The sequence below is a fragment of the Streptomyces sp. NPDC059010 genome (genome assembly GCF_042740355.1).
Lineage (GTDB): Bacteria > Actinomycetota > Actinomycetes > Streptomycetales > Streptomycetaceae > Streptomyces.
This window is the reverse complement of record NZ_JBHYJA010000030.1, coordinates 95745-122244: the sequence shown is the minus strand read 5'-3', so window position 1 is coordinate 122244 and position 26500 is coordinate 95745. Positions and strand designations below refer to the sequence as shown.

23 protein-coding genes are annotated in these 26500 nt (G+C 70.7%); 16 read left to right on the top strand and 7 right to left on the bottom strand.

From position 1 onward, the window contains the following. Window positions 1-122 precede the first annotated feature (122 nt). Window positions 123-1676 carry an MFS transporter gene (locus tag ACFWYS_RS29535; protein ID WP_384775346.1) on the bottom strand — a complete coding sequence of 518 codons (1554 nt, stop codon included), beginning with the start codon at window positions 1674-1676 and terminating at the stop codon, window positions 123-125. A 62-nt stretch (window positions 1677-1738) separates the two neighbouring features. Between ACFWYS_RS29535 and ACFWYS_RS29530 the strand changes: the two genes are divergently transcribed. After that, on the top strand, window positions 1739-2701 hold the full coding sequence (locus tag ACFWYS_RS29530; protein WP_384775343.1) for a helix-turn-helix transcriptional regulator: 963 nt from the start codon (window positions 1739-1741) through the stop codon (window positions 2699-2701). Window positions 2702-2734: 33 nt separating this feature from the next. Here the strand turns inward: ACFWYS_RS29530 and ACFWYS_RS29525 are convergent, their stop codons facing one another. Further along, window positions 2735-3397: a TetR/AcrR family transcriptional regulator gene (locus ACFWYS_RS29525; protein WP_384775377.1), complete on the bottom strand. Its 663-nt coding sequence runs from the start codon at window positions 3395-3397 to the stop codon at window positions 2735-2737. A gap of 663 nt (window positions 3398-4060) precedes the next feature. Then, a complete protein-coding gene (locus ACFWYS_RS29520; protein ID WP_384775341.1) occupies window positions 4061-5056 on the bottom strand; it encodes an RNA polymerase sigma factor RpoD/SigA in 996 nt (331 codons plus the stop codon). A gap of 169 nt (window positions 5057-5225) precedes the next feature. Between ACFWYS_RS29520 and ACFWYS_RS29515 the strand changes: the two genes are divergently transcribed. Beyond that, complete coding sequence (locus tag ACFWYS_RS29515) at window positions 5226-5756, top strand: GNAT family N-acetyltransferase (protein WP_384775338.1); 531 nt, start codon at window positions 5226-5228, stop codon at window positions 5754-5756. Between the two features lie 47 nt (window positions 5757-5803). On the opposite strand, the gene ACFWYS_RS29510 is transcribed toward ACFWYS_RS29515, so the two are convergent. Then, window positions 5804-6589 (bottom strand): dioxygenase, encoded by a 786-nt coding sequence (locus ACFWYS_RS29510; protein WP_384775335.1) that lies wholly within the window; start codon window positions 6587-6589, stop codon window positions 5804-5806. 120 nt (window positions 6590-6709) lie between these two features. Here ACFWYS_RS29510 and ACFWYS_RS29505 point away from each other — a divergent pair, with 120 nt between their 5' ends. After that, window positions 6710-7264, top strand: coding sequence for a MarR family winged helix-turn-helix transcriptional regulator (locus tag ACFWYS_RS29505; protein ID WP_384775332.1), 555 nt, complete (start codon window positions 6710-6712; stop codon window positions 7262-7264). A 114-nt stretch (window positions 7265-7378) separates the two neighbouring features. On the opposite strand, the gene ACFWYS_RS29500 is transcribed toward ACFWYS_RS29505, so the two are convergent. Both ACFWYS_RS29500 and ACFWYS_RS29495 read right to left on the bottom strand, forming a co-directional pair. Next, window positions 7379-8920 carry an MFS transporter gene (locus ACFWYS_RS29500; protein WP_384775329.1) on the bottom strand — a complete coding sequence of 514 codons (1542 nt, stop codon included), beginning with the start codon at window positions 8918-8920 and terminating at the stop codon, window positions 7379-7381. Between the two features lie 131 nt (window positions 8921-9051). Further along, window positions 9052-9696 (bottom strand): TetR/AcrR family transcriptional regulator, encoded by a 645-nt coding sequence (locus tag ACFWYS_RS29495; RefSeq protein WP_384775326.1) that lies wholly within the window; start codon window positions 9694-9696, stop codon window positions 9052-9054. A 257-nt stretch (window positions 9697-9953) separates the two neighbouring features. Between ACFWYS_RS29495 and ACFWYS_RS29490 the strand changes: the two genes are divergently transcribed. Together ACFWYS_RS29490 and ACFWYS_RS29485 are read left to right on the top strand one after the other, a co-directional pair. Further along, window positions 9954-11234 carry a M6 family metalloprotease domain-containing protein gene (locus tag ACFWYS_RS29490; RefSeq protein ID WP_384775324.1) on the top strand — a complete coding sequence of 427 codons (1281 nt, stop codon included), beginning with the start codon at window positions 9954-9956 and terminating at the stop codon, window positions 11232-11234. A 146-nt stretch (window positions 11235-11380) separates the two neighbouring features. Further along, the gene (locus tag ACFWYS_RS29485; protein ID WP_384775321.1) at window positions 11381-13057 is read left to right on the top strand and encodes an IclR family transcriptional regulator C-terminal domain-containing protein; all 1677 of its coding nucleotides are present in this window, start codon (window positions 11381-11383) and stop codon (window positions 13055-13057) included. Here ACFWYS_RS29485 and ACFWYS_RS29480 read toward each other — a convergent pair. Further along, window positions 13035-14078 carry a GlxA family transcriptional regulator gene (locus tag ACFWYS_RS29480; protein WP_384775319.1) on the bottom strand — a complete coding sequence of 348 codons (1044 nt, stop codon included), beginning with the start codon at window positions 14076-14078 and terminating at the stop codon, window positions 13035-13037. The genes ACFWYS_RS29485 and ACFWYS_RS29480 overlap by 23 nt on opposite strands. A gap of 178 nt (window positions 14079-14256) precedes the next feature. On the opposite strand from ACFWYS_RS29480, the gene ACFWYS_RS29475 reads away from it, so the two are divergent. The 11 genes from ACFWYS_RS29475 to ACFWYS_RS29425 all read left to right on the top strand — a co-directional run bounded on the left by ACFWYS_RS29475 (window position 14257) and on the right by ACFWYS_RS29425 (window position 26448). Beyond that, window positions 14257-14835 carry a cysteine hydrolase family protein gene (locus ACFWYS_RS29475; RefSeq protein ID WP_384775316.1) on the top strand — a complete coding sequence of 193 codons (579 nt, stop codon included), beginning with the start codon at window positions 14257-14259 and terminating at the stop codon, window positions 14833-14835. 274 nt (window positions 14836-15109) lie between these two features. Then, window positions 15110-15694, top strand: coding sequence for a cysteine hydrolase family protein (locus ACFWYS_RS29470; RefSeq protein WP_384775374.1), 585 nt, complete (start codon window positions 15110-15112; stop codon window positions 15692-15694). A gap of 177 nt (window positions 15695-15871) precedes the next feature. After that, a complete protein-coding gene (locus tag ACFWYS_RS29465; protein WP_384775314.1) occupies window positions 15872-17047 on the top strand; it encodes a hypothetical protein in 1176 nt (391 codons plus the stop codon). A 90-nt stretch (window positions 17048-17137) separates the two neighbouring features. Further along, entirely contained in the window at window positions 17138-18415 is a 1278-nt protein-coding gene (locus ACFWYS_RS29460; RefSeq protein ID WP_384775311.1) for a CynX/NimT family MFS transporter, read from the top strand. A gap of 79 nt (window positions 18416-18494) precedes the next feature. Next, window positions 18495-19553, top strand: coding sequence for an LCP family protein (locus ACFWYS_RS29455; protein WP_384775308.1), 1059 nt, complete (start codon window positions 18495-18497; stop codon window positions 19551-19553). After that, window positions 19550-21355, top strand: coding sequence for an acyltransferase family protein (locus ACFWYS_RS29450; protein ID WP_384775305.1), 1806 nt, complete (start codon window positions 19550-19552; stop codon window positions 21353-21355). Before ACFWYS_RS29455 ends, ACFWYS_RS29450 begins: the two co-directional genes overlap by 4 nt. A 175-nt stretch (window positions 21356-21530) precedes the next feature. Beyond that, window positions 21531-24200, top strand: coding sequence for a YfhO family protein (locus ACFWYS_RS29445; protein WP_384775302.1), 2670 nt, complete (start codon window positions 21531-21533; stop codon window positions 24198-24200). 20 nt (window positions 24201-24220) lie between these two features. Beyond that, window positions 24221-25216, top strand: coding sequence for a glycosyltransferase family 2 protein (locus ACFWYS_RS29440; protein ID WP_384775299.1), 996 nt, complete (start codon window positions 24221-24223; stop codon window positions 25214-25216). Continuing rightward, window positions 25216-25584, top strand: coding sequence for a GtrA family protein (locus tag ACFWYS_RS29435; protein ID WP_384775371.1), 369 nt, complete (start codon window positions 25216-25218; stop codon window positions 25582-25584). The genes ACFWYS_RS29440 and ACFWYS_RS29435 overlap by 1 nt, the downstream gene beginning before the upstream one ends. 280 nt (window positions 25585-25864) lie before the next feature. Further along, complete coding sequence (locus tag ACFWYS_RS29430) at window positions 25865-26047, top strand: hypothetical protein (protein ID WP_384775296.1); 183 nt, start codon at window positions 25865-25867, stop codon at window positions 26045-26047. After that, window positions 26017-26448: a hypothetical protein gene (locus tag ACFWYS_RS29425; protein WP_384775293.1), complete on the top strand. Its 432-nt coding sequence runs from the start codon at window positions 26017-26019 to the stop codon at window positions 26446-26448. The genes ACFWYS_RS29430 and ACFWYS_RS29425 overlap by 31 nt, the downstream gene beginning before the upstream one ends. Window positions 26449-26500 lie beyond the last annotated feature (52 nt).

The following is a 26500-nucleotide window of genomic DNA, read 5'->3' as shown; positions in this document are numbered from 1 at the left end:
TTTGGGTTATCATGGGGCATGCCCGGTTATTACAGAGGTTTAAAGCCAAACCCGGGGGGGGCCCCGGCACCGAAGTGCCGGGCCCCTCCCCCGCTCAGGCCACCCCGCTCGGGCCACCGCCCTCAGCCCACCAGCGCGGGCTCCTTCTCCGTCGCCGGTGAGGAGTCATCGGCAGCCCCCTCGACATGCTGTGCCGGGCGCTTGGGCAGCGCGAACATCAGCAGGAAGATGACGCCCATCACCGCGGCCACCCACCCGAGCGCGTGCTGGAAGCCGTCCGCGAAGGCCAGGCCGACCGCCGTACGCTCCCTCGCCTCGGCCAGCCCGTCGTCGACGACCCCGAAGAAGACCACCGAGACCAGGCCGAGGCCGAGCGCGTTGCCCATCTGCTGCACCGTGCTGATCAGGCCCGACGCCGAACCGGAGTGCTCGCGCGGCACCTCGGACAGGATCGCGTCCGTCAGCGGGGCCACGATCAGGCCCATGCCGGCGCCCATCACGACCAGCGGCAGAGCCATCTGCCAGGGGGCGATGGTCAGGCCGTAGCGGCTCGCCTCCCAGATGTAGAGCAGCACGCCGACCGCCATCACCAGCGCGCCCGCCTGCAGCACCTTGCGGCCGAAGCGCGGGACCAGCTGCTGCACGGACATGCCGGCCGCCACCGAGACCGCGATCGAGAACGGGACCCCGGTCAGACCGGCCTTCAGCGGGCTCCAGCCCAGGCCGTACTGCATGTACAGCGTCCAGACCAGGAAGAAGATGCCGAGCGCGACACCGAAGACCGTCTGGACCGCGATGCCGGCCGCGAAGCTCTTCACCTTGAACAGGGACAGCTCGACGAGCGGGGAGCCGTCGCGGACCGCCTTGCGCTTCTCGTACGTCACCAGCGCCGCGAGCACGACGAGGGCTCCGGCCATCGACACGTACCCCCACAGCGGCCAGCCCAGCTCGCGGCCGCGGGTCAGCGGGTAGAGCAGCATCAGCAGGCCGAGGGTGACGAGGGCCACGCCGACGAGGTCCAGCTTCATGGCCTTCGGCGCCTTGGACTCGGTGATGAAGCGGCTGCCGAGGATCAGGCCCGCGATGCCGACGGGGAGGTTGATCAGGAAGATCGGGCGCCATTCGAGGCCGAAGAGGTTCCACTCGGTGAGGAGGGCGCCGAGCAGCGGGCCGGTGACCGCGCCGAGACCGACGACCGCGCCGAACAGGCCGAAGACCTTGCCGCGTTCGTGCGCCGGGAACGTGGCGTGCACGATCGACAGGACCTGCGGGACCATCAGCGACGCCATGGCGCCCTGGAGGATGCGGGAGGCGACCAGCATCTCCGGGTTCGCGGCGAAGCCGCACAGGGCGGAGGCCAGGGTGAAGCCGCCGATACCGATCAGGAACAGCCGCTTGCGGCCGTGGATGTCGCCGAGGCGACCGCCGGTGATCAGGCCCGCGGCGAACGCGAGGGCGTAGCCGGCGGTGATCCACTGGATCTGGCTGAAGGTCGCGCCGGACTCCCGCTGTATCGACGGGATCGCGACGTTGACGATCGTGACGTCGACCAGATCCATGAAGGCCGCGGTCATCACGATCGCGAGGGCGAACCAGCGGCGGCGGTCCGTCGGGGTGGGAGTAAGCGGTGTGTCCGGCGTACTCGGCGTGTTCGGTGAAGTCTCGGTGGAAGCCATGTCCTCAAACTAGAACGGCATTAGGTCAGATCATGTCCTAGTTGTACGGCATCCTCGAACTCATGACGACGGACACACCGGCTCGGCTCCTCCAGTTGCTCTCCCTTCTGCAGACGCCCCGCGAGTGGCCCGGCGGCGAGCTCGCCGGTCGGCTCGGGGTGTCCCGGCGCACGGTGCGGCGCGATATCGACCGGCTGCGGGAGCTGGGGTATCCCGTGCAGGCGACGAAGGGGGCCGACGGGGGGTATCGGCTGGTCGCGGGCAAGGCGATGCCGCCGCTCGTCCTGGACGACGAGGAGGCCGTGGCGATCGCGGTGGGGCTGCGGGCCGGGGCCGGGCATGCGGTCGAGGGCGTCGACGAGGCGTCGGTCCGGGCGCTGGCGAAGCTGGAGCAGGTGCTGCCGTCGCGGCTACGGCGCCGGGTGTCCACGTTGCAGGCCGCGACCACGCCGCTGACCAGTGGGGACGGGGCGAGTATCGCGCCCGAGACGCTGACCGTGATGGCGTCGAGCGTGGCGGGGCAGGAGCGGTTGCGGTTCGCGTACCGGGCGGGGGACGGGACGGAGTCGCGTCGCCTGACCGAGCCGCACCGGCTGGTGTCGACGGGGCGTCGCTGGTACCTCGTGGCCTACGACCTCGATCGCGCCGACTGGCGCACGTTCCGGGTCGACCGGGTGAGCGAGCCGTTCGCCACCGGGGCGCGGTTCGCTCAGCGGGAGTTGCCGACGGGCAGTGCGGCGGAGTATCTGCGGCGGTCGATCCGGCGGCATGCGGAGACCTACGAGTTCGAGGTCACGTTCGCGGCGGCCGCCGAGGTGGTGGAGGCGCGGCTGCCCCGGTGGCTCGGGGCGCCGGAGCCCACCGGGGCGGACGAGTGCCGGTTGCGGGCGGTCGCGAGTGAGCCGGTGGAGTGGCTGGCGGTGCGGTTGGCGATGGTGGGGTGCGAGTTCGTGGTGAAGTCGCCGGAGGAACTGGTGCGGTGTGTACGGGAGTTGGGTGGCCGGCTGAGTCGGGCCTCGGGGTGACGGTCGCCTCGTGCGGCGGTGCCGCTGACACCGTCACCTCTCGACGTCCTCCCACGGGAAGTCCCTGAGCGCGCCCAGATTGCGCATCGCCAGTGCCGCCGGGCCCTCCGGACCCTGTGCGGGGGCGTCCCCGGCGGCCCAGGTCTCCACGGCCACGCGTATGGAGGCGGCGGCCACCGCGGCGGCGAACTGGAGGCCCGGGGACGGTGTCGGGACGGGCTCGGCAACGTTGTCGGGGTCGGCAACACTGCCACCGCCCGCGTTGTCCCCGGCGTCGCCGTCGGCCGGGGCGCTCCCGGCATCCCTCGCCCGCAGCGCCTCCGCCAGCCGCCCCTCGGTCTCATGGCACACCTCGGCCCACACCTTGCGCAGCGCGGGGCTCGACGTGGCCAGGCGGACCAGGGTGCGGGCCCACTCCCAGGAGGCCGCCGAGACGCCCGCGCCCGGCGTCAGGGTGTGCCGGGCCGCGTGTTCGAGGGCCTCGGGGACGCTCAGGCCGGCGGGGGCGTCGTGGACCGCCCGGGTCCAGCGGTCGGCGCCGACCGAGTACAGCGGGGCGACCGCCTCCTCCTTGGTGGCGAAGTAGCGGTAGAACGTGCGCGGCGCGATTCCGGCGGCCTGGGCGATGTCCTCGGCCCGGGTGGCCCGCAGCCCCTGTCTCACGAAGAGGCCGGCCGCGGCACGGGCGATCTCCATGCGGGTCGCCGCCTTGCGTCGCTCCGTCAGTGAGGGGGACGGGGAGGGGGAGGGCCTGCTCACGCTCGGCAGGGTATGCCCATGTGGCACAATCTGCCATTCGGGTGGGCCACCCCGTGGTTCAGGTACGGGGTGGCCCACCCGCCTGTTTCGGCGGGCCTTGCGCGGAGCCTTCTGCCAGGCTGCCGCGGGGCCATCCACCAAGCCCTCCGCAGAGCCCTCCACCAAGCCTCCGCAGGTCCATCCGCCAAGCCCTCGCAGGGCTTTCTGCCAAGCCTCCCGCGGGGCCGTCCATAAAAGGAGCCGGGCCCCGGCGCCCAGGGGGGATAGGCGCCGAAGCCCGGCTCGGGGTAAGTCCCGGCGCCGGGGGGAGTGCGTCGGGACTTGGTCTGTGGTCGTGGTCGTCGGTGTGCGGCCTGCTGGTCGGGCTGGCCGGGAGCAGGTCCGCCGGGCCTGGCGCAGGGCTGGAGGGGCGGGGACGGAGGCTGGTCGTGACCCCCGTGCAACCCCCGTGTCCCCCATGCCCTCAGGGCCCGAACTCCCCTGCTCTGAGGTCTTGTTCCCGGGCCCCGGTCAGTTGAAGCGGCGTTACATCGCCATGTTTGCGCGGTCTTCCGCCACCGGCGTACGCGGGCGGCACCGCGCGGCCGGTGGCCGGGAGGGTCAGGCCGCGGCGTCGAAACCGGTGCTGCGGGCCAGCTTCTTCAGTTCCAGCAGGGCGTGCTTCTCGATCTGGCGGATGCGTTCGCGGGTCAGGCCGTGCTCCTTGCCGACCTCGGTCAGCGTGCGCTCGCGGCCGTCCTCGATGCCGTACCGCATCTTGATGATGGACGCCGTGCGCTGGTCGAGGCGGCCGATCAGGTCGTCCAGTTCCTCGCTGCGGAGCAGCGTCAGCACCGACTGCTCGGGGGAGACCGCGGAGGTGTCCTCCAGCAGGTCGCCGAACTGGGTATCGCCCTCGTCGTCCACCGACATGTTGAGGGAGACCGGGTCGCGGGCCCAGTCCAGGACGTCCGTCACACGGTCCGGGTTCGAGCCGAGCTCGGCGGCGATCTCCGCGGGCTCGGGGTCGCGGCCGTGCTCGCGGTTGAACTCGCGCTGGACGCGGCGGATGCGGCCCAGCTCCTCGACCAGGTGGACGGGGAGGCGGATGGTGCGGGACTGGTCGGCTATCGAGCGGGTGATGGCCTGGCGGATCCACCACGTCGCGTACGTCGAGAACTTGAAGCCCTTGCGGTAGTCGAACTTCTCCACCGCGCGCACCAGACCGGCGTTGCCCTCCTGGACCAGGTCGAGCAGGGGCAGGCCGCTGCGCGGGTAGCGGCGGGCGACCGCCACGACCAGGCGGAGGTTGGAGCGGATGAAGATGTCCTTGGCGCGCTCTCCGTCGGCGACCAGGGCCTCCAGCTCGTCGCGGGTGGCGTCCGCCTTGGACTCCTCGTATCCGTCGAGGACCTGCCTTGCGAACACACCCGCTTCGATGATCTGCGACAGCTCGACCTCCTTGGCGGCGTCGAGAAGCGGCGTACGCGCGATTTCGTCGAGGTACATGCCGACCAGGTCGCGGTCCGCGATCTCGCCGCCATGGGCGCGAACACTGCCTGCCGCGTCGGCCTCGCCGGTGGCGGACTGACGACGGGCGACGGCACGGGTTGCCATGCGTGCTCCCTTGCGTTGAGGGCTGGCGGGTGGTCCGTGAACGTCTGGGACTCTTGTCGAGTGCCCGGCGTTCGATGGAAACAACGACTGGAATCAGGACAGAATTCCCAACCCGCCCCCCTATTTTTCTGATCTTGCAGTACCCTGTCCGACCACATGAGGAGGCCTGATGCCGCCGGAACGTACAGAGGTGCAGGTCAGGCCGGGAGTCGAGCGCGACCTCGAAGCCCTCACCGATATCTACAACCACTATGTACGTGAGACGCCCATCACATTCGATACGGCGGTCTTCACGCCGGAAGAGCGCCGCCCTTGGCTGCTCTCCCACCCTGAAGACGGCCCGCATCGGCTGATGGTTGCCGAGGAGACCGGTTACCCAGGGAACTCACAGCGGATCCTCGGCTACGCCACATCCAGCGCCTTTCGCCCCAAGCCCGCCTACGCGACCTCCGTCGAGGTGACGGTCTATCTCGCGCCGGACGCCGGGCGTCGCGGCATCGGAACCCTTCTCTACAAGGCGCTGTTCGAGGCGCTCGCCGGGGAGGATCTGCATCGGGCCTACGCGGGGATCGTCCCGCCCAACGAGGCCTCCGAGCGGCTGCACGAGCGCTTCGGCTTCCGGCACGTGGGGACGTACCGCGAGGTGGGCCGCAAGTTCGGCCGCTACTGGGACGTCGCCTGGTACGAGAAGGAGCTGTGAGGCCGGCAGCGCCTCAGCCGCATTGCCGCCTCAGCCGAACCGCCGCCTCAGCCGAACTGCACCGAGCGTTTCGCCAGGCCCATCCAGAAGCCGTCGATCACCGACTTCTGGCCGTCCAGCTCACCGGTCGCCTCGGCCGCGCCCATCGTCACGAACAGCGGGGCGAAGTGCTCGGTGCGCGGGTGGGCGTAGCGGCCGGCCGGGGACTTGTGGAGGAAGTCCAGCAGGGCGTCCCAGTCGCGGCTCTCCAGGGCCCGGCGGCCCCAGTCGTCGAACTCCACGGACCAGGCGGGGATGCCGCCCTGCCGCAGGGCGGCGAGGTTGTGGGTGAAGAAGCCGGAGCCGACGATCAGTACGCCCTCGTCGCGCAGCGGTGCCAGCTTGCGGCCGATCTCCATCAGCTTGAGCGGGTCGAGGGTCGGCATGGAAATCTGCAGGACGGGAATGTCGGCCTCGGGGTACATCTCGACGAGCGGGACGTAGGCGCCGTGGTCGAGGCCGCGGTCCGGGATGTCCTGCACGGGGATGCCGGGGGCGCGCAGCAGCTTTCGTACGGACTCGGCGAGTGCGGGCGCGCCGGGAGCCGTATAGGTCACCCGGTAGAAGTGCTCGGGGAAACCCCAGAAGTCGTAGACGAGAGGAACGGGCTCGGTGGCACCGATGGCGAGCGGGGCCTCCTCCCAGTGGGCGGAGACCATGAGGATCGCCTTGGGGCGCGGCAGGTCGGCGGACCAGGCGGCGAGCTCGCCGGGCCAGATCGGGTCGTCCGCGAGCGGCGGGGCGCCATGGCTGAGATAGAGGGCAGGCATGCGTTCCTGCGTGGCGGCGGACATGATGGCGACTCCCTCCGGAGAGCTGAAGCCTTATTTGCTTCAAATCTAAAGCTTCTCTCTCTAAAGAAGGTACGCCCCGGTAGTTAAAATTTCAAGGAGAGCTCTCGTACAGTGGAGTACATGAATACGGCATCGACCTCCGCGCCACCCGCGGCCGAACCCGAACCGGCGTCAGCGCCCGCCCCCGCGGCCGAACCGCGCTGGCTCAACGACGAGGAACAGCAGGTCTGGCGCTCGTACATGGAAGCGTCCACGCTGCTCTGGGACCACCTGGACCGCCAGCTCCAGCGCGACGCGGGCATGCCGCACGTCTACTACGGACTCCTGGTCAAGCTCGCCGACTCGCCGCGCCGCCGGCTGCGGATGACCGAGCTGGCGATGCTCGCGAAGATCACCCGCTCCCGGCTCTCGCACGCCATCGCCCGGCTGGAGAAGAACGGCTGGGTGCGCCGCGAGGACTGCCCCGACGACAAGCGGGGCCAGTTCGCGGTCCTGACCGAGCAGGGCGTCGAGGTGCTGAAGCAGACCGCTCCCGGTCATGTGGAGGCCGTGCGCCAGGCCATGTTCGACCGGCTCAGCACCGAACAGCAGCAGGCCCTCGGCGAGATCATGCAGATCGTCGCCGAGGGCCTGCAGCCGAGCGAAGCGGGTGCGGACCTGCCCTGGCTGCGCTGAGCCGCTCACTCAGGCAGCCAGGACAGGCCCTTGGGTTCGTACGTGCGGAGCGTCCCCATCCCCGTACGTACGAACAGCCCGAGGGGGTACGACCGGACGGTCGTCGTCAGTGGCTCAGTGAGCGACGACCGGCACCGGCAGTTCGTCCTCCGCGCCCTCGCCGGAACCGGTGACCACCGTGGTGTCCGGCTTGCCGGCGTTGACGAGGACCACCACGATGACCGCGGCGAGGGCCAGCATGCCCACCGCGAACCAGATCGCGTTGGTGTAGCCGTGCACCATGCCCTCCAGCTGGACCAGCTGTGCCTGCGAGCGGGAGCTCGCGGAGCCGATGTGGTCGGCGATGTAGGAGGTCGTGGCCGAGGCGGCGATCGTGTTCAGCAGGGCCGTACCGATCGCGCCGCCCACCTGCTGCGAGGTGTTGACCATCGCGGAGGCGACACCCGCGTCCCGGGGCTCGACGCCCAGGGTGGCCAGGGACATGGCCGGCATGAACGCCGTACCCATGCCGAGACCGAGCAGCAGCATCGCCGGCAGGATGATCGAGGCGTACGACGAGCCGATCTCCAGCTGCGTCATCAGCAGCATGCCGACCGCGGCGACCAGGAAGCCGGGGCCCATCAGCATGCGGGCCGGCAGGCGGGTCATCAGGCGGGTGCCGATCTGGGTGGAGCCGACCATCATGCCGACGATCATCGGCATGAAGGCGAAGCCGGTCTTGATCGGCGAGTACCCCTTCACGATCTGCAGGTAGTAGGTCAGGAACAGGAACGTGCCGAACATCGCGATGATCGCGATACCGAGCGAGAGGTAGATCCCGCCGCGGTTGCGGTCGGTGATCACGCGCAGCGGCAGCAGCGGGGCCTTGACCCTGGCCTCGGTGATGACGAACGCGAGCAGCAGGACCGCGGAGGCGACGAACATGCCGACGGTCACGGAGTCGCCCCAGCCGTCGGACTCGGCGCGGGTGAAGCCGTAGACCAGCGCGACCAGACCCAGGGTGGAGAGCAGGACGCCGGGGATGTCGAGCGGGTTGCGGTTGCGGCCGCCCTCCGGCTCACGGATGACGAAGTACGCGCCGAGCGCGGCGACGATGGCGAACGGGATGTTGACGAAGAACGTCCAGCGCCAGTCCATGTACTCGGTCAGCACGCCACCGAGGATGAAGCCCACGGCACCGCCACCACCGGCGATGGCACCGTAGATACCGAACGCCTTGGCACGCTCCTTGGCGTCCGTGAACATCACGGCGAGCAGGGAGAGCGCGGCGGGCGCGAGCAGTGCGCCGAAGACACCCTGGAGGGCGCGGGCGCCGAACATCATGGCCTCGTTGGTGGCGGCGCCACCGAGCGCTGAGGCACCGGCGAAGCCGATCAGACCCACGACGAAGGCGTTCTTACGGCCCCACAGGTCGGCGATCCGGCCGCCGAAGAGGAGGAGGCCGCCGAAGGCGAGGGCGTAGGCCGTGACGACCCACTGCCGGTTGCCGTCGGATATGCCGAGGTCCACCTGGGCGGAGGGCAGGGCGATGTTCACGATGGTGGCGTCGAGGACGACCATCAGCTGGGCGAGCGCGATGAAGATGAGCGCTTTCCAGCGGTTGGCGTCGCCGGACGTGGCCGGTGCGCCGGGAGCCTTGGAGGCTGTTTCAGACATGGAGGTACCCACTTCGGGACTTCGTAACGGAAAAAGGTGTCGTAAGGGGACGGTCCGTCAATCGGCGACGGCCGATGTGAATCGGTGCTCTGTGGACTGCTGTGGCATTCGGAACTAATCGCTGCTGATCGTCAGGCCTTGCGCAGGTCCTCCATCGTGATCGCCGTGCCCGGCAGGACCGAGCGGGCCGGGGCCCGCAGTCCGTCCAGGAACAGCTGCAGATGACGGTGGACATAGCGGTCGGCGATGTCGCACCCGGTCCCGGCCGGAGGCCGGCTGAGCTGGGAGACGCCGATCATGAGATCGCCGACGTCCACGTCGGAGCGGAGCTGGCCGGCCGCCTTGGCGCGGTCCATGATCGCCCCGATCAGCTGCTCGGCCCGCTCGCGCGAGGCCTCCAGGTCCGGGTGGTGCTGGTCGAAGGTGCTCTGGACCATCGGGCACAGCGCGCTGATCCGCTCGTCGGCGGCGGTGTGCACAAAGCGCTCCAGGGCCTCGAAGGCGTCCCCGGTCTGTGCGAGCGCCAGCTCGGCCGCCTCCGTCGTGCGGTCCATGACGGAGCAGACGACCTCGCGGACGAGCGCGTCGCGGTCGGGGAAGTTGCGGTACACCGTGGCGTTGCCGACGCCGGCCCGGCGGGCGATCTCGTCGAGCGGCACATCGGGGCCGAACTCGACGAACATCTCCCGGGCGGCGGTGACGATCCGCTCCCGGTTGCGCAGGGCGTCGGCGCGCGGCCGGGTCGCCTTGCGCGGTACGGGGGTCACGGTCTGCACGGCGTACTCCTGATGCTGCTGGGTGGCGATCCGGGGAAGCTGTCCCCGTTTCGCTCGGACACATGGCTAAACGGGGAAGGGATCCCCGGTTATTTCCCGCCACGGAAAAGATTTCATGTGACCTGAATCACAAGCCCGCCGCCACAAGAACCCACGTTCGGTCTCTTCCAACGCGCGCCCTCGAACCACTCGACACAGGGTGATCGGGAGGGCGCAGCGCGCGGTCGGGCGGCTGCCGTGGACGGAAGGGCCCATGCATGCAGCCGACCCGCCGGATACGCCCCCGCCGTGTGCTGGTCCTCGCCTCCGTGACCGCCCTGACCCTGGCGGTCAGCACCTCGGCAGGCACCGGACGCCACACGGCGGGCACCCCGACGGCGACCGGAGCGGGCCCGGTGGCGCCGACCCGCTCCTCCCCCCTCGGCCCCTGCATGATCAGCGGCCGGCCCACGGTGCAGATGTCGGAGGGCGTTCCTACGGCACGCGGCTACTCCCGCTCCACCGGCACGGTCAACGCCCTCACCGTGATGGTCGACTTCCCCGACGCGCCCGGCAAGGGCAGCGCGCTCGACCGCTTCGCGGAGTTCTTCCCGCAGACCCAGGACTGGTTCCGCACCAGCTCCTACGGCCGCCTCGACTACCGCCCCAAGACCCCGATCCCGGGCTGGCTGCGCATGCCGAAGTCGTTCCACGCCTACGGCATAGAGCGCGGCGCGCCCTTCGACCCCGGGTACCGGCAGCTGGTCCAGGACATCGTGGCCGCCGCCGACCCCAAGGTGGACTTCCAGTCGTACGACTTCCTGAACGTGCTGGTGACGCCGAACGCCGGGCCGTCGGCCCTGGACACGGTCCTGTCGGTGTCGTTCGCGGGCAACACCGAGGCCCCGGTGGCCGACGGCGTCTCCGTCGCGAACGCCTCCTTCGTCTACTCCCGCCAGGACGACGGCTCCGGCTCCTACCACCGCACCGGCTACCGGGTCCTCCCGCACGAGAACGGCCATGTCTTCGGCCTGCCCGATCTGTACACCGCCGAGGGTGGGAGCACGGTCGGGCACTGGGACATCATGAGCGAGGACTGGGGGGCCAACAACGACCTCCTCGGCTGGCACAAGTGGAAGCTGGGCTGGCTGGACGCGGAGCAGGTGCGGTGCGCGACCGAGTCCGGGAGCCACGAGTACCCCCTGACGCCGCTGGCCCGCGAGGGCGGCCCGAAGCTGGTGTTCGTACCGCTGGACCGCCGCTCCGGGTACGCCGTCGAACTGCGCACCCGCGAGGGCAACGACGAGTCCGTGTGCCGCCCCGGTGTGCTGGTCTACAAGGTCGACGCGGACGTGGACACCGGGATGGGACCGATGAAGGTCCACGACGCCAAGCAGGACAGCGGCGGCTGCACCCGCAGCCCCAACGTCCACGCCGAACTGTCCGACGCGGCGTTCGTGCCGGGTGAGGAGTTCCGGGACGAGAAGCGGGGGGTGCGGATCGCGGTGCTGGAGGCGGACATCACGGGGAGCTATCGGGTGCGGGTGACCCGGGAGTAGGGGTGCGCAGGGCCCGGGGCGGGCGTCAGGATCAGAGGCGATGAGGCCCGGGGCGGGCGGAGGGTCGCCGTGCGGGCGCGTGGCGCGGATTACGGTGGGGGCCGGACAGGCCCTCGGCCTGCTGTGAACGCCGTACCGGAGAGCCGATGCCCGCGAAGACGACCCTGGACGCCCCTGCCGTACCGGCGGAGGCGGTGACGCCGTTGATCCGTGGTGTCGTGGTGCTGTGGCGGCTCACGGAGGCCGGCGGGACGCTGAGCGCGAGCGCGCTGGAGCGGGCCACCGGGCTGGCCCGCTCCACGGTGGACCGGATCGCGTCCACGCTGGCCCGCATGGGCTACGTCCGCCTCGACGGCCGTGACGTGGTGCTGGCACCCCGCGTGATGGAACTCGGCAACGCCTGTCTGGCCGCCCTGGGCCTGCCCTCCCTCCTCGCCGCCCACGCCGACGCGCTCGCCGACGAACTGGACGAGTCGGTGTCGCTGGCGGTCGGCGACCGCGACGGCATCCGCTTCATCCACCAGGCCACCCGCCGCCGCGCGATGTCCCTCAGCTTCCGCATCGGCGACCTGCTCCCGGCCGAACGCACCGCGCCGGGCCCGCTGTTCGCGACGGAGTGGACCGAAGCCCAGTGGCAGACCTGGCGCGAACGCCGGGCGGCGGACCCGGAGGACCGGGACTTCCCAGCCGTACCGCCGCGCCGGCACGCCTCGTCCGACGAGGACTTCGTACGCCGGGCGGCGCGGGCGCGGGCAGACGGCTGGGCGCTGGACGACCAGTTGATCGAGCAGGGGCTGGTCGCGGTGTCCGTACCGGTACGGGATCCCCGGGCGGGCGGCCGTGTCGCCTGCGTCGCGAACGTGGTCAGCCACACCAGCCGGCACACGGCCGCCCAGCTGCGCGACACGCTCCTCCCCCGGCTGCGGACGGCCGTGGCGGACATGGAACGCGAGCTGCGCGAGGCCCCGCAGCCGCGCCCCGGCCGGGCTCCGGCGGGCCTCGCGACCTGGACGGGCGCCTCCAAGCAGGAACTGGGCCGGGAGTTCGTCGAGTCGCTGGCGCGCGGGCTCACCGTACTGACCGCGTTCGGCGAGGGACGGGCCGAACTGACACTGACGGACGTCGCCCAGGCGACCGGCCTGTCCCGGGCCACGGCACGCCGGGCGCTCATCACGTACGAGCATCTGGGCCTGGTACGCCCGTCGGGGAACCGGGGTTTCGCGCTGACCCCGCGCGTCCTGTCGCTGGGCTTCCCGCCGCTGTCCCGCACCTCCCTGGACCGCATCGCGACCCCGCACCTCGCCGAACTGGCCGACCGGGTCCACGAGTCGGCCTCGCTGGCGGTGCTGACGCCGTCGGGCGACGAGATCCAGTACACCGCCCGCGCCGCCACCACCCGCGTGATGAGCGTCAACGTCACCGTAGGCACCCGGCTCCCGGCGTACGTGACCTCACTGGGCCGGGTGCTGCTGGCCGATCTCCCCGCCGGAGAACGGCAGTTGGGCACGCATGGCGAGCTGCGCCCGCTGACCCCTCGTACGATCACGGACCCCTCGGCGCTGGCAGCCGTGCTGGAGGAGGTCCGGGTGAGTGGATACGCCCTGGTCGACGAGGAGTTGGAGGAAGGGCTGCGCTCGATCGCGGTACCTGTACGCGACCGTACGGGACGGGTGGTCGCCGCGGTGAACGTGGCGATGCACGCGGCACGGCGGTCGGTGGAGGAGTGCGTACGGGACGTGCTGCCGGAGCTGGTGGAGACGGCCGGGCGGGTGGAGCGGGACCTGGGGGTGGCGGGGCGGTTCACCCGGGTGGCGCTGTCCTGAGGGGCGCCGTGGCGGTGCGGAACCTGGCCCGGTACTCGCTCGGTGTCGCGGCGAGGCGGCGGTGGAAGGCTCGGATCAGGGTGTCGACGGTGCCGAAGCCGCAGACGGAGGCGATCCGGTCCAGCGTGTCGTCGGTGGTCGCCAGCAGGTTGCCGGCCCGTTCGACCCGGGCCGACTCGACGTAGGCGTGCGGCGTCGTGCCGAGTTCGGTCTTGAAGATGCGGGTGAGCTGACGGTCGCTGACATGCGCGTACGCGGCCAGCTCCGGGACGGTCAGGCGGCTGCCGAGGTTGTTCAGGATGTGGTGCCGCAGGTCCTCGATACGCCGGGTCGTGGACACCGTCTCCAGGGGCACGCTGAACTGGGACTGCCCGCCGGGCCGTTTGAGGTACATCACCAGCTGACGGGCGACGCGCAGCGCGACCTGCTCGCCGAAGTCCTCCGCGACCAGGGCGAGGGACAGGTCCAGGCAGGCGCTGATCCCCGCGCCGGTCCAGACCTCGCCCTCCTCGCGGATGAAGATCGGGTCCGGGTCGACCCGCACCGCCGGGTGGTCGGCGGCGAGTTGCGGCGCGGTCGACCAGTGCGTGGTGGCGCGCTTGCCGTCGAGGAGGCCGGCGGCGGCGAGGATGTGCGCGCCGACGCACACCGAGGCCACGCGTCGGGAGCGGGTGGCCAGCGCCTTCACCCGGGCCACCGTGCCGGGCTCGACGATGGGGTGGACACGGCGCTCACCGTCGGCCTCGCTCGCGCCCTCACCCTCGACCTGGACCGAGCCGGGCACCAGCAGCGTGTCGATGGCCCGTTCGCCGACCTCGCGGAACGTGGCGTCGGGCAGGATCCGCACCCCGGCCGCCGTGGTCACCGGCTCCAGGGTCTCGGCGGCCAGCACGACCTCGTAGCCGACCCGCCCCGTCGTCTCGCGCGGGACGAGGGAGAACACCTCCGGCGGGCCGGTGACGTCGAGCAGGTCGACGCCCTCGAACAGCACGATCACGATCAGCCGGTTGACGACGCCCATCCGGTACCCCCTGTTTCCCTCACGGACATGGGTGTCGGTTTCTGCAAATAGCACGTCATTGCCGACCCCCCGGTTCGAGCCATAGCGTCGCATACGAGTTCAACAGACTGTTGAACAACTCGCTCAAGTCCCTCACGGACCTTGAGGCCCTCAAGCCCCCGACCCTTGGAGAAGCCCCGTGGCAAGCAAGACGTTGCGCGAACTCGGCGGTGCCGACACCACCCCCGCGGCCCTCGCGTCCTCGACGCTCGTCCTCGTCGACTACCAGAACACCTACACCCGCGGTGCGATGGAACTCGACGGCTGGCGGCCCGCCCTGGAGGCGGCGTCGGACCTCCTCACCCGGGCCCGCGAGGCCGGCGCCAAGGTCATCCACGTCCAGCACGACGGCGGCGAGGGCTCGCCCTACGACATCGGCGCCGAGATCGGCCGGATCCACCCCGACGTGGCGCCGGCCGACGGCGAGCCCGTGGTCGTCAAGCAGGCCCCGGACGCCTTCCACGGAACCGACCTCGGCAGGCTCGTGGACGAGGCCGGGAACGAGAGCGTGATCGTCGCCGGATTCATGACGCACATGTGCATCGCGTACACGACGGCGTCCGCGGCCCTGCGCGGCAACCGGCCCACCGTCCCGGCGGACGCCTGCGCCACCCGGTCGATCGTGGACGTCTCCGCCGACGAACTGCACCGCAGCGCCCTGGCGGCCATCGCCGACGCGTACGGCGTCGTGGTCGCCTCCGTGAAGGAGCTGGCCTGACATGTCGGGGCAGGGGCAGGGGCATGAGCGGCGGCAGGAGCAGCGCACCGCGGAGCAGGGGCCGGAGCACGAGCAGCGCGGCGGCTCCCGGCGCGGGTTCCTGAAGGCCGGCCGTGCGGCCGTCGTCGGCGGTGCGGCCGTGATCGGCGGCGCCGCGGTGTTCGGCGCGACCCGTCCGGGCGGCTCCCCGGCACAGGCGGCGGACGGGGCGGACGCGGACAGGCCGGGCACGGCGGACCGGTCGGCCGCGGCGGACACGTCGGCCACGACTACGCTGCGCAGGCTCAACGGCCTGCCCGACCAGCCGGCTTCGCTCGCCTCCGCCACCCTGATCATGGTCGACTACCAGAACACCTACACCCAGGGCGTGATGGAACTGACCGGCTGGCGGCAGGCCCTGGACGCCGCGGCCGAGCTGCTGAGCGCAACCCGCGAGGCGGGCGGGAAGGTCATCCACGTCGTCAACGACGGCGGCAAGGGCACCCCGTACGACATCCGCCGCCCGATCGGCCGCATCCACGACCGGGTCAGGCCCGTGCGGGGTGAGCGGACCGTGGTGAAGAAGGTCCCCAACGCCTTCGTGAACACCGAGCTCGGCAGGCTCGTCGACCAGGCGGGCAACGAGAACCTGGTCATCGCCGGGTTCATGACCCACATGTGCGTGACGTTCACCGCCGAGGGCGCGTTCCTGCGCGGGAACCGCCCCACCGTGGTCGCGGACGCCTGCGCCACCCGGCCGCTGCCGTCGGTCACCGGCGGGCTGTCCGCCACACAGATCCACGAGAGCGCGCTGGCGACGATCGCCGACCTGTACGGCGTCGTCGTCCGCTCGCACGGTGCGCTGAGTGCGCTGAGGTAACACCCCTTGTACTACCCCTCCTTGTAGTACCCCTCCTTGTAGTACCCCCTCCTCTCCCCCCTCGCATTGCTCCCCGCGTCCCGGCCCTTCGCGGCTCCCGGCGGGTCAGTTCCCCCCACACCTGACCGCTTCCCAGGCGGGAACACCTGACGACCAACTCGTTACGGAGAGCAAGCCATGGCAACACGCCGGACATTCATAGGCGGCGCGGGCGGAATAGGCGCCGCGACGTTCCTGGGCCACTCGGCCGCCGCCCGGACCACCGCGGTATCGGCCCTCGACGCCGCCCCCGCCGCCGAGGCGGTGAACGCCCAGAGCGCCGCCCGGGACTCCATCCGCGCGGTGAACGCGGCGATGCGCACCAACTACGCGGCGCTGAAGGCCGATCTGGTCAAGAACCTCGGCCCCGTCATCGTCGTACAGAACGACGCGAAGGGCGGCACCTTCACCCTCGTCCACGAGGGCAAGCGGTACGTCGAGCACCCGGTGGCCGAGGAGTTCGAGCTGGCGAAGTCCATCGCCCACGTACCCCTGGGCGTTTACTCCACCGTCGCGGAATACCTCTCCGACAAGGTCCCCAACGTCTCCAACGCCGACCGGATCGACGCCCACGACCTCGACATGGTGGCGATGACCGGCCCCGGCACCGACGCCTGGACGACGCCGTTGCAGGCGTTCGCGGACACGCTGACCACCGCGAAGGACAACCTCGCCGCGGCGAAGCTGCCGCAGGCCCTGCACAACTCCTGCGCGAAGATCCTCGACGAGGCGCTCACCTTCATCGCCGACGCCATCCGCACCCGCGCCTTCGACATCGCCTCGTTCCAGGTCTTCGCCGCGCGCGTCTACCCGGCGATCCGGGTGAACATGCAGTACGCCGCCGAGGCGCAGATCTCCGGTGTGCAGCGGCTGTGCCGGAAGTGGCGGACGCAGATCGGCGAGGCCGCGTGGGCCGATCTGTACACGGTGGTGCTGTCGATCTGGACGACGTCCGTGCTGAACCAGGCGGAGATCATCATCAGGCCGATGATGAACCAGAAGAAGGTCGACACCCACCTGATCGACATCCCCACGGCCCAGCTGCCGTCGGACCCGATCGGGGTGGCGCTGGACAACCTGGCGCGGATCGTCCAGGACAACATCGCCGCGGAGCTGGTGTTCGTCTCCGACCTCAAGGTCGCCGACGCCCTGAAGGGCAAGCAGGACCTGCTGTCCGACGAGATCCTCAAGCAGCTCGGTACGCCGGTCTCGGGTACGGCGGGTACGGCGGGTACGGCGGGTGCGGCCACCGGTGTCGCGTTCCGTACGGCGGGCAGGGCGAAGTGTCCGGTCAACCACAGCGTGAGCATCTGACCGGAACACGCCCTGTAGGCGCGGCGGCCCTCTCCTGGACGGAGGAGGGGGCCGCCGTCACGTCCACGGGGGAAACAACGGGGGAACCACGTGACAACCAGGCTGTGGCTCATCGTCGGCCTGACACTTCTCGCCATCGATCTCCGCGCGGCGATCACCGGACTGCCGCCGCTCATGGGCGACGTGCAACAGGCACTCGCCCTCTCCGGCACCCAGGTCAGCGTGCTGGCGACGCTGCCGGTGCTGTGTCTGGGCGCCTTCGCCTGGCTCGCACCCCACCTGGCCCACCGCCACGGAACCCACGCCGCCGTATGCGCCGCCGCCTGGCTCCTGGCCCTCGGCGCCGCCTTACGGGCGGTCCCGTCACCGACGGCACTCTTCGCCGGAACGGTGCTCTCGGGGGCCGGCATCGCCATCGGCAACGTACTGCTGCCCGCGGTGATCAAGGCCCACTTCGCCGACCGGATCGGCCTGTTCACGGGCCTGACGATGACGTTGATGGCGGCGTCCGGCGCACTGGCCGCCGGAGCGGCGGTGCCGCTGTCCGATGCGGCGGGATGGCAGTCGGCGTTGGCGGTGTGGTCGATACCGGCGGTGCTGACGGCGGCGGTATGGGGCCTGCCGGCCACGCCGGGAGCGGCGGGAAGACACCGCAGAACACCGAGCCCGACCCGGAAGCCGATGGCGAGGCCCTCGGACGGATCCCTGCTTCGCTGTGCTCTCGCCTGGTGGGTGTCGGCGTTCCTCGGCCTGGTGTCGCTGATGTTCTACGTGCTCGTGGCCTGGCTGCCGCAGATCATGCGGGCGAACGGCTACACCGCCGCCGAGTCCGGCCTGATGACGTCGGTGATGCTGACCATCGGCATCCCCCTGGGCTTCGTCGTCCCGGTCACCGCGGCCCGTATGCGCAGCCAACGATTCCTGGTGGCGGCGGTGGCGACCGCAAAGCTGATCTCCTTGGCCGGCCTGCTCCTGTCCCCCGCCCTCGGCTGGCTCTGGATATGCCTGCTGGGCGTGGCGACCGGCAGCGCCTTCCCCCTGGCCATGACCCTGCTCGGCCTGCGCACGAACGGCCCGCGCACCGCCGCCGCCCTCTCCGGCATGGCCCAGACGCTCGGCTACCTGCTGGCCGGCGTGGGCCCCCTGGCGACGGGCCTGCTCCACGCCGCCACCAACAGCTGGCACGCACCACTGGCGGTCCTGATCGCCCTGCTGATCCCGGAAGCCGTCACGGGCATGCTCGCGGCCCGCCCCGGCCACGTACGCAGCACCCCCCACCGATGCCCACCGCTCCCCGCACCGGCCCTCACTGATACACAGCCGATACACAACCGCAAAGGTGTTGAGCAAGTGCTGACGGACGGCTGAGTCGGCCCGGACATGTACGCCCCCAAACATCGGCAGCACCCCCGCGAGGCATCTCGCGGGCTGTCCGATGGAGTAGCGCATGACCGACCCACGTCTTCCGGCCCGTGAGTCCCGCCGGCTCGTCTCCCCAGGTGGTTCCCGTCGCCGGACGCGTCGGCTGCTGGTGGCGGCGGCCGTCCTTCTGACCCTGTCGGGGGTCGCCGCCGCCCTCGTGTACCGGGATCTGAACGGCAACATCGACTCGCAGGACATCGACGGGCAGCTGGACGCCAAGGCCCGACCGGAGCGGACGGTTCAGGGCGCGGTGAACATGCTGCTGCTCGGCTCGGATTCGCGATCGGGAGCCAATCGTTCGTACGGCGCGGACGAAGGCGGCGCCCGCTCCGACACCGCCATGGTCGTACACATATCCGACGGCCGCAGGGACGCCTCGGTGATCAGCATTCCCCGGGACACCCTGGTCGACCGGCCGGCCTGCACCACGGTGTCCGGCGGGGTTCCGGCCGCGAAGTCGGTCATGTTCAACACCGCCTTCGAGCGCGGCGGCATGGCCTGCTCGGTCGCCACGGTCGAGAAGCTGTCCGGGCTGCGCATCGACCATGTCCTGGAGATCGACTTCACCGGTTTCAAGAAGCTGATCGACACACTCGGCGGGGTCCGGGTGGACGTCCCGCAGGACATCGACGACCGCGACAGCCACGCCCATCTGTCCAAGGGGCCACAACTCCTGAACGGTGAGCAGGCCCTGGGACTGGTCCGGACCCGGCACGGCATCGGCGACGGCAGCGACCTCGGCCGCATCAAGCTCCAGCAGACCTTCATGAAGGCCCTGGTCGACCAGGTGCACTCCACCGACCTGCTGACGGATCCCGTACGGCTGTACCGGCTGCTCGACGACGTCACCAGCGCCCTCACCACGGACAAGGGCCTCGGCTCGCTGACCTCGCTGACGTCCTTCGTCCGCTCCCTCAACGGCCTGGACGCCGACCGGGTCGACTTCCGCACCCTGCCGGTCGCCCCCGCCCCACAGGATCCCAACCGGGTCGTACCGGAGGAACCGCAGGCCGACGCCGTATGGAAGGCCCTGACCGAGGACCGGCCGCTGCCCGCCCGGAGCGAAGGGGGTGAGCGGTCGTGAGGCAGTCCCCGACGCTCGTGATGCCGCGCCCGATCTTCGATGAGCCGGCCCCCGCCCCGCGCTCCTATCTGACAGGGCTCGACGGCGTCCGGGCCTTGGCCGTGGTCCTGGTCGTCATTTATCACGTCAACCCCGACTGGCTGCCCGGCGGCTTCCTCGGCGTCGACGTGTTCTTCGTGCTCAGCGGCTATCTGATCACCGACCTGCTGTGCACCGAACGGCACCGCACCGGCCGGATCGATCTCGCGCAGTTCTGGATACGGCGGGCCCGACGGCTGCTCCCCGCGCTGGTCGTCCTCCTGGCCACCGTGACCGCCGTGGCGGCGCTCTGGCGTCCGGAACGGATCGACGCCTCCGGGCACGACGTCCTGTCGGCGCTCACCTTCACCAACAACTGGTGGCAGATCAGCACCAACGCCTCCTACTTCGCCTCCTTCGGCCCCCCGCCCCTCTTCCAGCACCTGTGGACCCTCGGCGTGGAGGAGCAGTTCTACATCGTCTGGCCCCTGGTGGTCCTGGGCCTGCTGCGGACGATCCGTACGCGGGCGTCGCGGGTGGTTGTCGTCCTGGCGGCGGTGGTCGCGTCCCTCGCCGCGATGGCGCTGCTCCACCAGCCCGGCGAGGACGCGTCCCGCGTCTACTTCGGCAGCGACACGCACGCCTTCGGCCTCCTGCTCGGCGCCGCGCTCGCGCTCGCGATCCCGTCGGCGCGCACCTGGAAGAGCCGTTCGGCCCGCTTCGTGCGCGGGGCGGGCGGTGTACTGGGACTGGCGGCTCTCGGGGTGCTGGCCGGGGGGATCCACTCCGACTCCGCCCGCCTGTACCCGTGGGGCTTCGCCGCCGCCGCGTGTGCCGCCGCAGCCGTGGTCCTGGCCGCCGTGCAGACCGACTCCCTCTTCGCCACGGCGCTGAGCGCCCCATGGCTGCGCTGGATCGGCATCCGGTCCTACGGGATCTATCTCTGGCACATGCCGCTGATCTCCCTGGCCATGCCGGACGGGCACAGGACGGGCCATTCGCCGCTCAGGGGGCTGGTCGCCGCGGTCCTGTCGGTGATCGTGGCGGCGGCCTCCTACCGCTGGGTCGAACAGCCCCTGCGCCGCCGGGGCCGGCGGCGGGCCGGGAGCCGGTCCTCGTGGCGTCCGCGCGCGATGGCGGCGGTCGTCGCCACGCTGATCGCCGTCGTCGCCGCCTGGGGGATCCCCAAGGCCGGTGTCGGCCACGGCAACAGCGCCGCCGACGACATAGCCGCGGGCGAACGCGCCCTCCAGAACACCGCCACGCCGAGGCCGGGCGGAACCGCGCACCACGGCGGAACCGCACACCACACGCGTGCCGACTCGATCACGGCCGTCGGTGACTCCGTCATGGTCGCCGCGGCGCCGGCGCTCGAACAGCGCTTCCCCGGCATCGCCATCGACGCCAAGGTCAGCCGCCAGCTGGCCGCCGCCCCCACCGAGGTGCAGTCGCTCGCCCAGGAGAAGCGCCTGAAGCCGGTCCTGCTCGTCGGCCTCGGCACGAACGGCGTCGGCGGCCGGGCAGAACTGGAACAGGTCATCCGGGAAGCCGGCGCCCACCGCACCGTCGTCCTGGTCACCGTGCACGGCACCGTCGAGTGGAAGGACCGGGTGAACACCGCCATCCGGCAGGCCGCCGAAGCACACCCGAATGTCGTGCTGGCGGACTGGGACAAGGCCGTCCAGGGCAAGGACGACCTCCTGGCGAGCGACGGCATCCACCCCGGCCCCGCGGGCGCGCGGCTGTATGCGAAGACAGTGGCTCAGGCACTGGAAAGAAAGTGAAAGGTCACTCTTTGTTCAGCCGGATTTAACCAACCTTCGAGAAAGCCTCCGCGCGAGTCGGAATTCGCCGCACCACTTTCCTGAATGGCGCAACCAAGTACAAAGATCACCCATCTACGGAAGCGGATCGACAAACGACACCATGTGTTCTTAATTCGCTGGAGGCCTGCCGAAAATGGATGGCTCGGCTCTGCTCACGGCCGTTTCCACGGGCCGGGACAGGGTGAAATCGACGGCCCCGGCGGAGCCGAGAACCCGTGCCGCCCTGCTCGCGGCGCTCCTCACCGTCACCGCCTTCTGCACCGCCGACGCCGTCGCCCGCAGCTATCCCTTCGGCCCGCACACCAGGAACTTCAACGACCTGGGCAACCAGTACGTGCCGTTCCACGCCCACTTGTGGGACCTGCTGCACGGGCGGGCCGACGGCGGTCTCCTGGTCAACTGGCAGTCCGGGTTCGGCGCGAGCTTCCTGCCCGACCTCGGTACGTACCTCAGCAGCCCGTTCGCCCTGCTCGTGGCGGTGTTCCCGCGGGACGAGATCGACCTCGCGGTGTATGTCGTCACCCTGCTGAAGACGGCGTCCGCGGGCGCCGCCATGGCCTGGCTGCTGCTCGCCCTGCGCCCCGGCCGCTGGTGGGCGGCGGGGCTGCTGGGCTCGTCGTACGCGCTGTGCGGATGGACCGTGGCGGACGCCGCGTACAACCCGATGTGGCTGGACGGCCTGGTCGCCCTGCCGCTGCTGTGCCTGGTCGGCGAGTGGACGCTGAGCGGGCGGCGGCGCGTGCTCGGCGTGCTGGTCGTGGCGCTCGCCTGGATCGCCAACTTCTACACGGCGTACATGGCCACCCTGGCCGCCGGCCTGGTGCTGCTGCTCCGGCTGTGGCTCTCCGGTGCGCCGCGTCGGCAGCGGATCGCTGCGGCGGGCCGGGCCGGACTGACCGTCGCCCTCGGCATCGGCCTGGCCGCGCCGCTGGTGACGGTGGTGTACTTCGGCACCACGCACGCCTACCCCGGCCGGGTCAGGCAGTTCGTGCCGGCGGCGCCTGAGGACCTGCTGGCCCGTCTGCTGCCGACGACGTACAGCTTCGGTTCCCCGGCCGTCTACGTGGGCACGACGGCGCTGCTGCTCGCCCTCGCCCTGCCCTTCCACCGGTCGGTGCCCCGGCGGGTGCGCACGGGATGGACGCTGCTGGCCGCCGGGGTCGCGCTGTCGATGCAGTGGGGTCCGACGCATCTGCTGTGGCACGCCTTCGCCACCCCGCAGGGCAGTGCCTACCGCCAGGCCTTCGTGCTGTGCGCGCTGCTCGTGATCGCCGCCTGGCACGCCCTGTCGTACGGGCCGCCCGACCGGCGCGCGCTGGGCGCGGCGGGCGGGCTGCTCGCCCTGATCGTCGCCGTCGCCGGCCGGAGCGAGCTGGTGCGCTTCTTCACCTGGCCGGTGCTGCTGGCGGCGGTGGCGGGAGCGCTGGGCGGGCTGGTCCTGCTCCACCGCGCGGGCGGCGGGCGCCGCTCGATGCCGGCCGTGCTCGCCGTTGTGCTGCTCTTCGGCGCGCAGTTCGGCGAGTCGGCCGCCACCGCCGCCGTGGCCAACCGGATGCGGCTGTCACACATGGACGACTACGCGCCCTGGGGAGCGCGGCAGCAGCGCCAGGCCGAGGCGATCGCGCGGGCCGACGACTGGCCCCGCTACCGCACCGACCCCGGCCGCGAACAGACCGTCGGCAATGACCCGTTGGAGGTGGGCGGACAGGGCGCCCAGTACTACAGCAGCCTCACCTCCGACGTGCTCGGCCGTATGCTCACCGCCCTCGGGGACGGCTGGACCTCGCGCGGCCGCAACCTGCAGAGCCTGGACAACGCCGTCACCGACGCGCTCTTCTCCGTCGGCGCGCGGGTGCACTCGCCGCCGGACCCGCACCAGAACTGGTACCCGCAGGACGGCAGCCGGGTGACCGTGTCCCGGCAGGACGTACCGTCCCTGGTCACCGTGCGCCCAACCGCCGCCAACGCACGGACAAACGTTTCTGCATTCGGGTCGTCGCCCTACCGCAACCAGGAACTGCTCCTGGGCACCCGGGTCTACACGGTGCCGCGCATCACGGTGCGCACCAGCACCGGGAAGCCACCGCGCCCCAGCGAAGACGAGCGGCCGGGCCTGCGCATCGGCGCCCCCGCTCCCGGGTCCGCCGGACGGGAGCCGACCATCACGGCCCGCTGCCCGGCCGGCAGCGAGGTGTACCTGTGGGCGCCGCACTTCTCCGGCACCGCACGCCTCGCCGGTTCCTCGGCCCCCGGCCTGACCGGACGGTTCCGGTCCGACCACCCGGTCACCAAGATCGCCGCCATGCAGCGGCTCGGCACCGTCGCGGCCTCCGGACACCTGCGCATCGACCTGGCGCCCAACAGGACGGGCGTCATACCGGACGGCGCGGTCGGCTGCCTCGACACCGCCCGGCTGCACTCCGCCGTCGCCCGGCTCAAGGCCACCGACGCCACCGAGGTGACCGTCTCCGACGGCCGCCTGACGGCCGAACTCCCCGCCGGCAGCGTGGGCACCGCCGTCGTCGCGGCACCCCGGATCGCCGGCTGGCGCTGCGCCACGGGAGACGACCCCGCCGTGCCCGCCCAGGACTACTACGGGCTGATCGCCGTACCCCTCGACGGCTCCTCGACGACCGTCACCTGCACCTTCCACCCGCCCGGCCTACGGCTGGGCAGCGTGGTCGGGGGCGTCTCGCTCTCGGCCCTGATCCTGCTCGGCGTCCTCACCGCCGTCCGCCGACGGCGCGCCACCGCACCGCCGAACCACCCACGACCCCGCGAGCGCACGGCCGGCGCTCCTTGACCGCGCGCCAGGGAGAAACCATGCTCATCTCGATCGTCGCCCCCTGCTACAACGAGGAAGACGTCATAGGCAGCTTCCACGACCAGGTCCAGAAGGTCGCCGAGGAACTCCTGCCGCTCGGCCACGACATGGAGTTCGTCTACGTCGACGACGGCAGCCGGGACCGCACACTCGACGTCCTCCAGCACCTGTCCGGCCTCGACCCGCGCGTGCGCTACCTCTCCTTCAGCCGCAACTTCGGCAAGGAGGCGGCACTGATCGCCGGCCTGCGCCACGCCAAGGGAGACTCCGTGATCGTCATGGACGCGGACCTCCAGCACCCGCCCGAGCTGATCGGGCGCATGGTGGAGCTGCATCACGAGGGCTACGACCAGGTCATCGCCCGGCGCACCCGCACCGGCGACCGGCTCACCCGCACCCTCACCGCCCGCCTGTACTACCGGATCGTCAACCGTCTCGTGGACGTCGAACTCGTCGACGGCGTCGGCGACTTCCGGCTGCTGTCCCGGCGCGTGGTCGACGCGGTCCTGGAACTGACCGAGTACAACCGCTTCTCCAAGGGCCTGTTCGCGTGGGTGGGCTTCCCCAGCACCACCCTCGACTACGAGAACGCCGCCCGCGAGGCCGGCCACAGCTCCTGGAGCTTCCGCAGCCTGCTCAACTACGGCATCGACGGACTGCTCTCCTTCAACAACCGCCCACTGCGTGCCGCGCTCCACCTCGGCATGGCCCTGCTGGTGTGCGCGCTGGCGTACACGGCGTGGATCGTGGGCGCGGCGCTCATCAACGGCGTACAGACACCCGGCTACGTCACGATCATCACAGCCGTCACCGGCGTGGCCGGGGTGCAGATGATCATGCTCGGGGTGATCGGCGAGTACACCGGCCGTATCTACTACGAGGTCAAGCGGCGGCCGCACTTCTTGGTGAAGGCGACCAATGTGGACCGGTCAAGGGACCTCGTGTCGACGGACGTCGTGTCGATGGACCCCGTGTCGAAGGACCTCGTTCCGTGATGCGCGGGCAGCTTCTCCCCTTCGCCGTGATCGGCGTCATCAACACGGCCACGTACTACGGTCTCTATCTGCTGTTCCTGCTACGTCTTCCTTATCTCGTCGCCCACGCTCTCGCGTTCTTTCTCAGCATGACCGGGTCCTTTTTCCTCAATGCGCGCTTCACCTATCGGACACGGCCGACCTGGCGTAAATTCCTGCTGTTTCCGCTGTCGAACGCCACGAATTTCCTGATCACCACAGCGGGCGTGTACGTGATCGTCGACGTCCTGCACGCCGGGAACCGGTTCGCTCCGCTGCTGGCCTCGGCCGCGGCGATTCCGGTGACCTTCCTGGTCTCCCGGGCGATCATGCTGCCGCGGGAGGCCTGATCGTGGCCCGTCAGGCCATGGCCCGTGAGGTCGGCCTCCTCTGGCTCCACCACGGACGCCCCCAGTACCTCACCGATCACCTCGGCGACCTTGCGGGTGTTGCCGTGGGACACCGACGTACAGACGATCAGGCTCTTCACAGTGCGGTCCTTCCGGTACGGTCCCGGATTCACTGAAAGGACCGGACAGGTACCGGAGAATGTGACACAGCCGTGCGGATGATCAAATGTCACCGAACAGCTACAGCTGACGCCATACGCACCACATTCATTGTCCGGACATGTTGCATTCACTTGACGCGTCCACGGTGCTCCTGACCTGTAACGACCGGCCCGGCGGAAGGAGCGGGGGATGCGGCTTCGGCCACTTCGGCCACTTCGGCCACTTCGGCCACTTCGGCCACTTCGGCGACTTCGAGGACTTCGGCGATTCGTGCCGTGCATCGTGCTGGCCGCCGTCCTGACCGGATGCGGCGGGGTGGACGGCGGAGTCCGGGTCGAGGGTCCGGCGGCCACCACGATCCCCTGGTCGGGTCCGGTGTACATGACGGACTTCTTCGGGCGGGCCTGGCAGCGCCCGAAGGAGGTCTTCGCGACCGGGCGCGTCTCCCTGGACAAACTGACCTGGCGCGACTGGGGCAAGTCCCACGCACGGGCCACCGGCAAGGCGAGCGACGTCAGCTGTCTGTCCGGTTGCCCCGACGGCGACACGCCGAGCTACGAGGTCGAAGTCGTCCTGAGCGGTCTGGTCAAGCGCGGGGGCGTGGCGTTCTACAGCCACGCGTCCGTCAAGCCCGTACATCCGCCGGCGCCGTTCTGGGCGGAGGGCTACGAGAGTACGGACCTGGACGTACCGGATGCCTGAGCACGGCAACGCGGAGGACCGCCGGAGAGGGAGCACAGTGCACGACGTTCTG

Coding starts and splice junctions, on each gene's coding strand:
- ACFWYS_RS29480 (WP_384775319.1), bottom strand. CDS start 14,078: ATGGGCGTCGTCAACCGGCTGATCGTGATCGTGCTGTTCGAGGGCGTC.
- ACFWYS_RS29525 (WP_384775377.1), bottom strand. CDS start 3,397: ATGGAGATCGCCCGTGCCGCGGCCGGCCTCTTCGTGAGACAGGGGCTG.
- ACFWYS_RS29440 (WP_384775299.1), top strand. CDS start 24,221: ATGCTCATCTCGATCGTCGCCCCCTGCTACAACGAGGAAGACGTCATA.
- ACFWYS_RS29430 (WP_384775296.1), top strand. CDS start 25,865: ATGTTGCATTCACTTGACGCGTCCACGGTGCTCCTGACCTGTAACGAC.
- ACFWYS_RS29485 (WP_384775321.1), top strand. CDS start 11,381: ATGCCCGCGAAGACGACCCTGGACGCCCCTGCCGTACCGGCGGAGGCG.
- ACFWYS_RS29445 (WP_384775302.1), top strand. CDS start 21,531: ATGGATGGCTCGGCTCTGCTCACGGCCGTTTCCACGGGCCGGGACAGG.
- ACFWYS_RS29520 (WP_384775341.1), bottom strand. CDS start 5,056: ATGGCAACCCGTGCCGTCGCCCGTCGTCAGTCCGCCACCGGCGAGGCC.
- ACFWYS_RS29435 (WP_384775371.1), top strand. CDS start 25,216: ATGCGCGGGCAGCTTCTCCCCTTCGCCGTGATCGGCGTCATCAACACG.
- ACFWYS_RS29505 (WP_384775332.1), top strand. CDS start 6,710: ATGAATACGGCATCGACCTCCGCGCCACCCGCGGCCGAACCCGAACCG.
- ACFWYS_RS29510 (WP_384775335.1), bottom strand. CDS start 6,589: ATGTCCGCCGCCACGCAGGAACGCATGCCTGCCCTCTATCTCAGCCAT.
- ACFWYS_RS29455 (WP_384775308.1), top strand. CDS start 18,495: ATGACCGACCCACGTCTTCCGGCCCGTGAGTCCCGCCGGCTCGTCTCC.
- ACFWYS_RS29490 (WP_384775324.1), top strand. CDS start 9,954: ATGCAGCCGACCCGCCGGATACGCCCCCGCCGTGTGCTGGTCCTCGCC.
- ACFWYS_RS29500 (WP_384775329.1), bottom strand. CDS start 8,920: ATGTCTGAAACAGCCTCCAAGGCTCCCGGCGCACCGGCCACGTCCGGC.
- ACFWYS_RS29515 (WP_384775338.1), top strand. CDS start 5,226: ATGCCGCCGGAACGTACAGAGGTGCAGGTCAGGCCGGGAGTCGAGCGC.
- ACFWYS_RS29530 (WP_384775343.1), top strand. CDS start 1,739: ATGACGACGGACACACCGGCTCGGCTCCTCCAGTTGCTCTCCCTTCTG.
- ACFWYS_RS29535 (WP_384775346.1), bottom strand. CDS start 1,676: ATGGCTTCCACCGAGACTTCACCGAACACGCCGAGTACGCCGGACACA.
- ACFWYS_RS29465 (WP_384775314.1), top strand. CDS start 15,872: ATGGCAACACGCCGGACATTCATAGGCGGCGCGGGCGGAATAGGCGCC.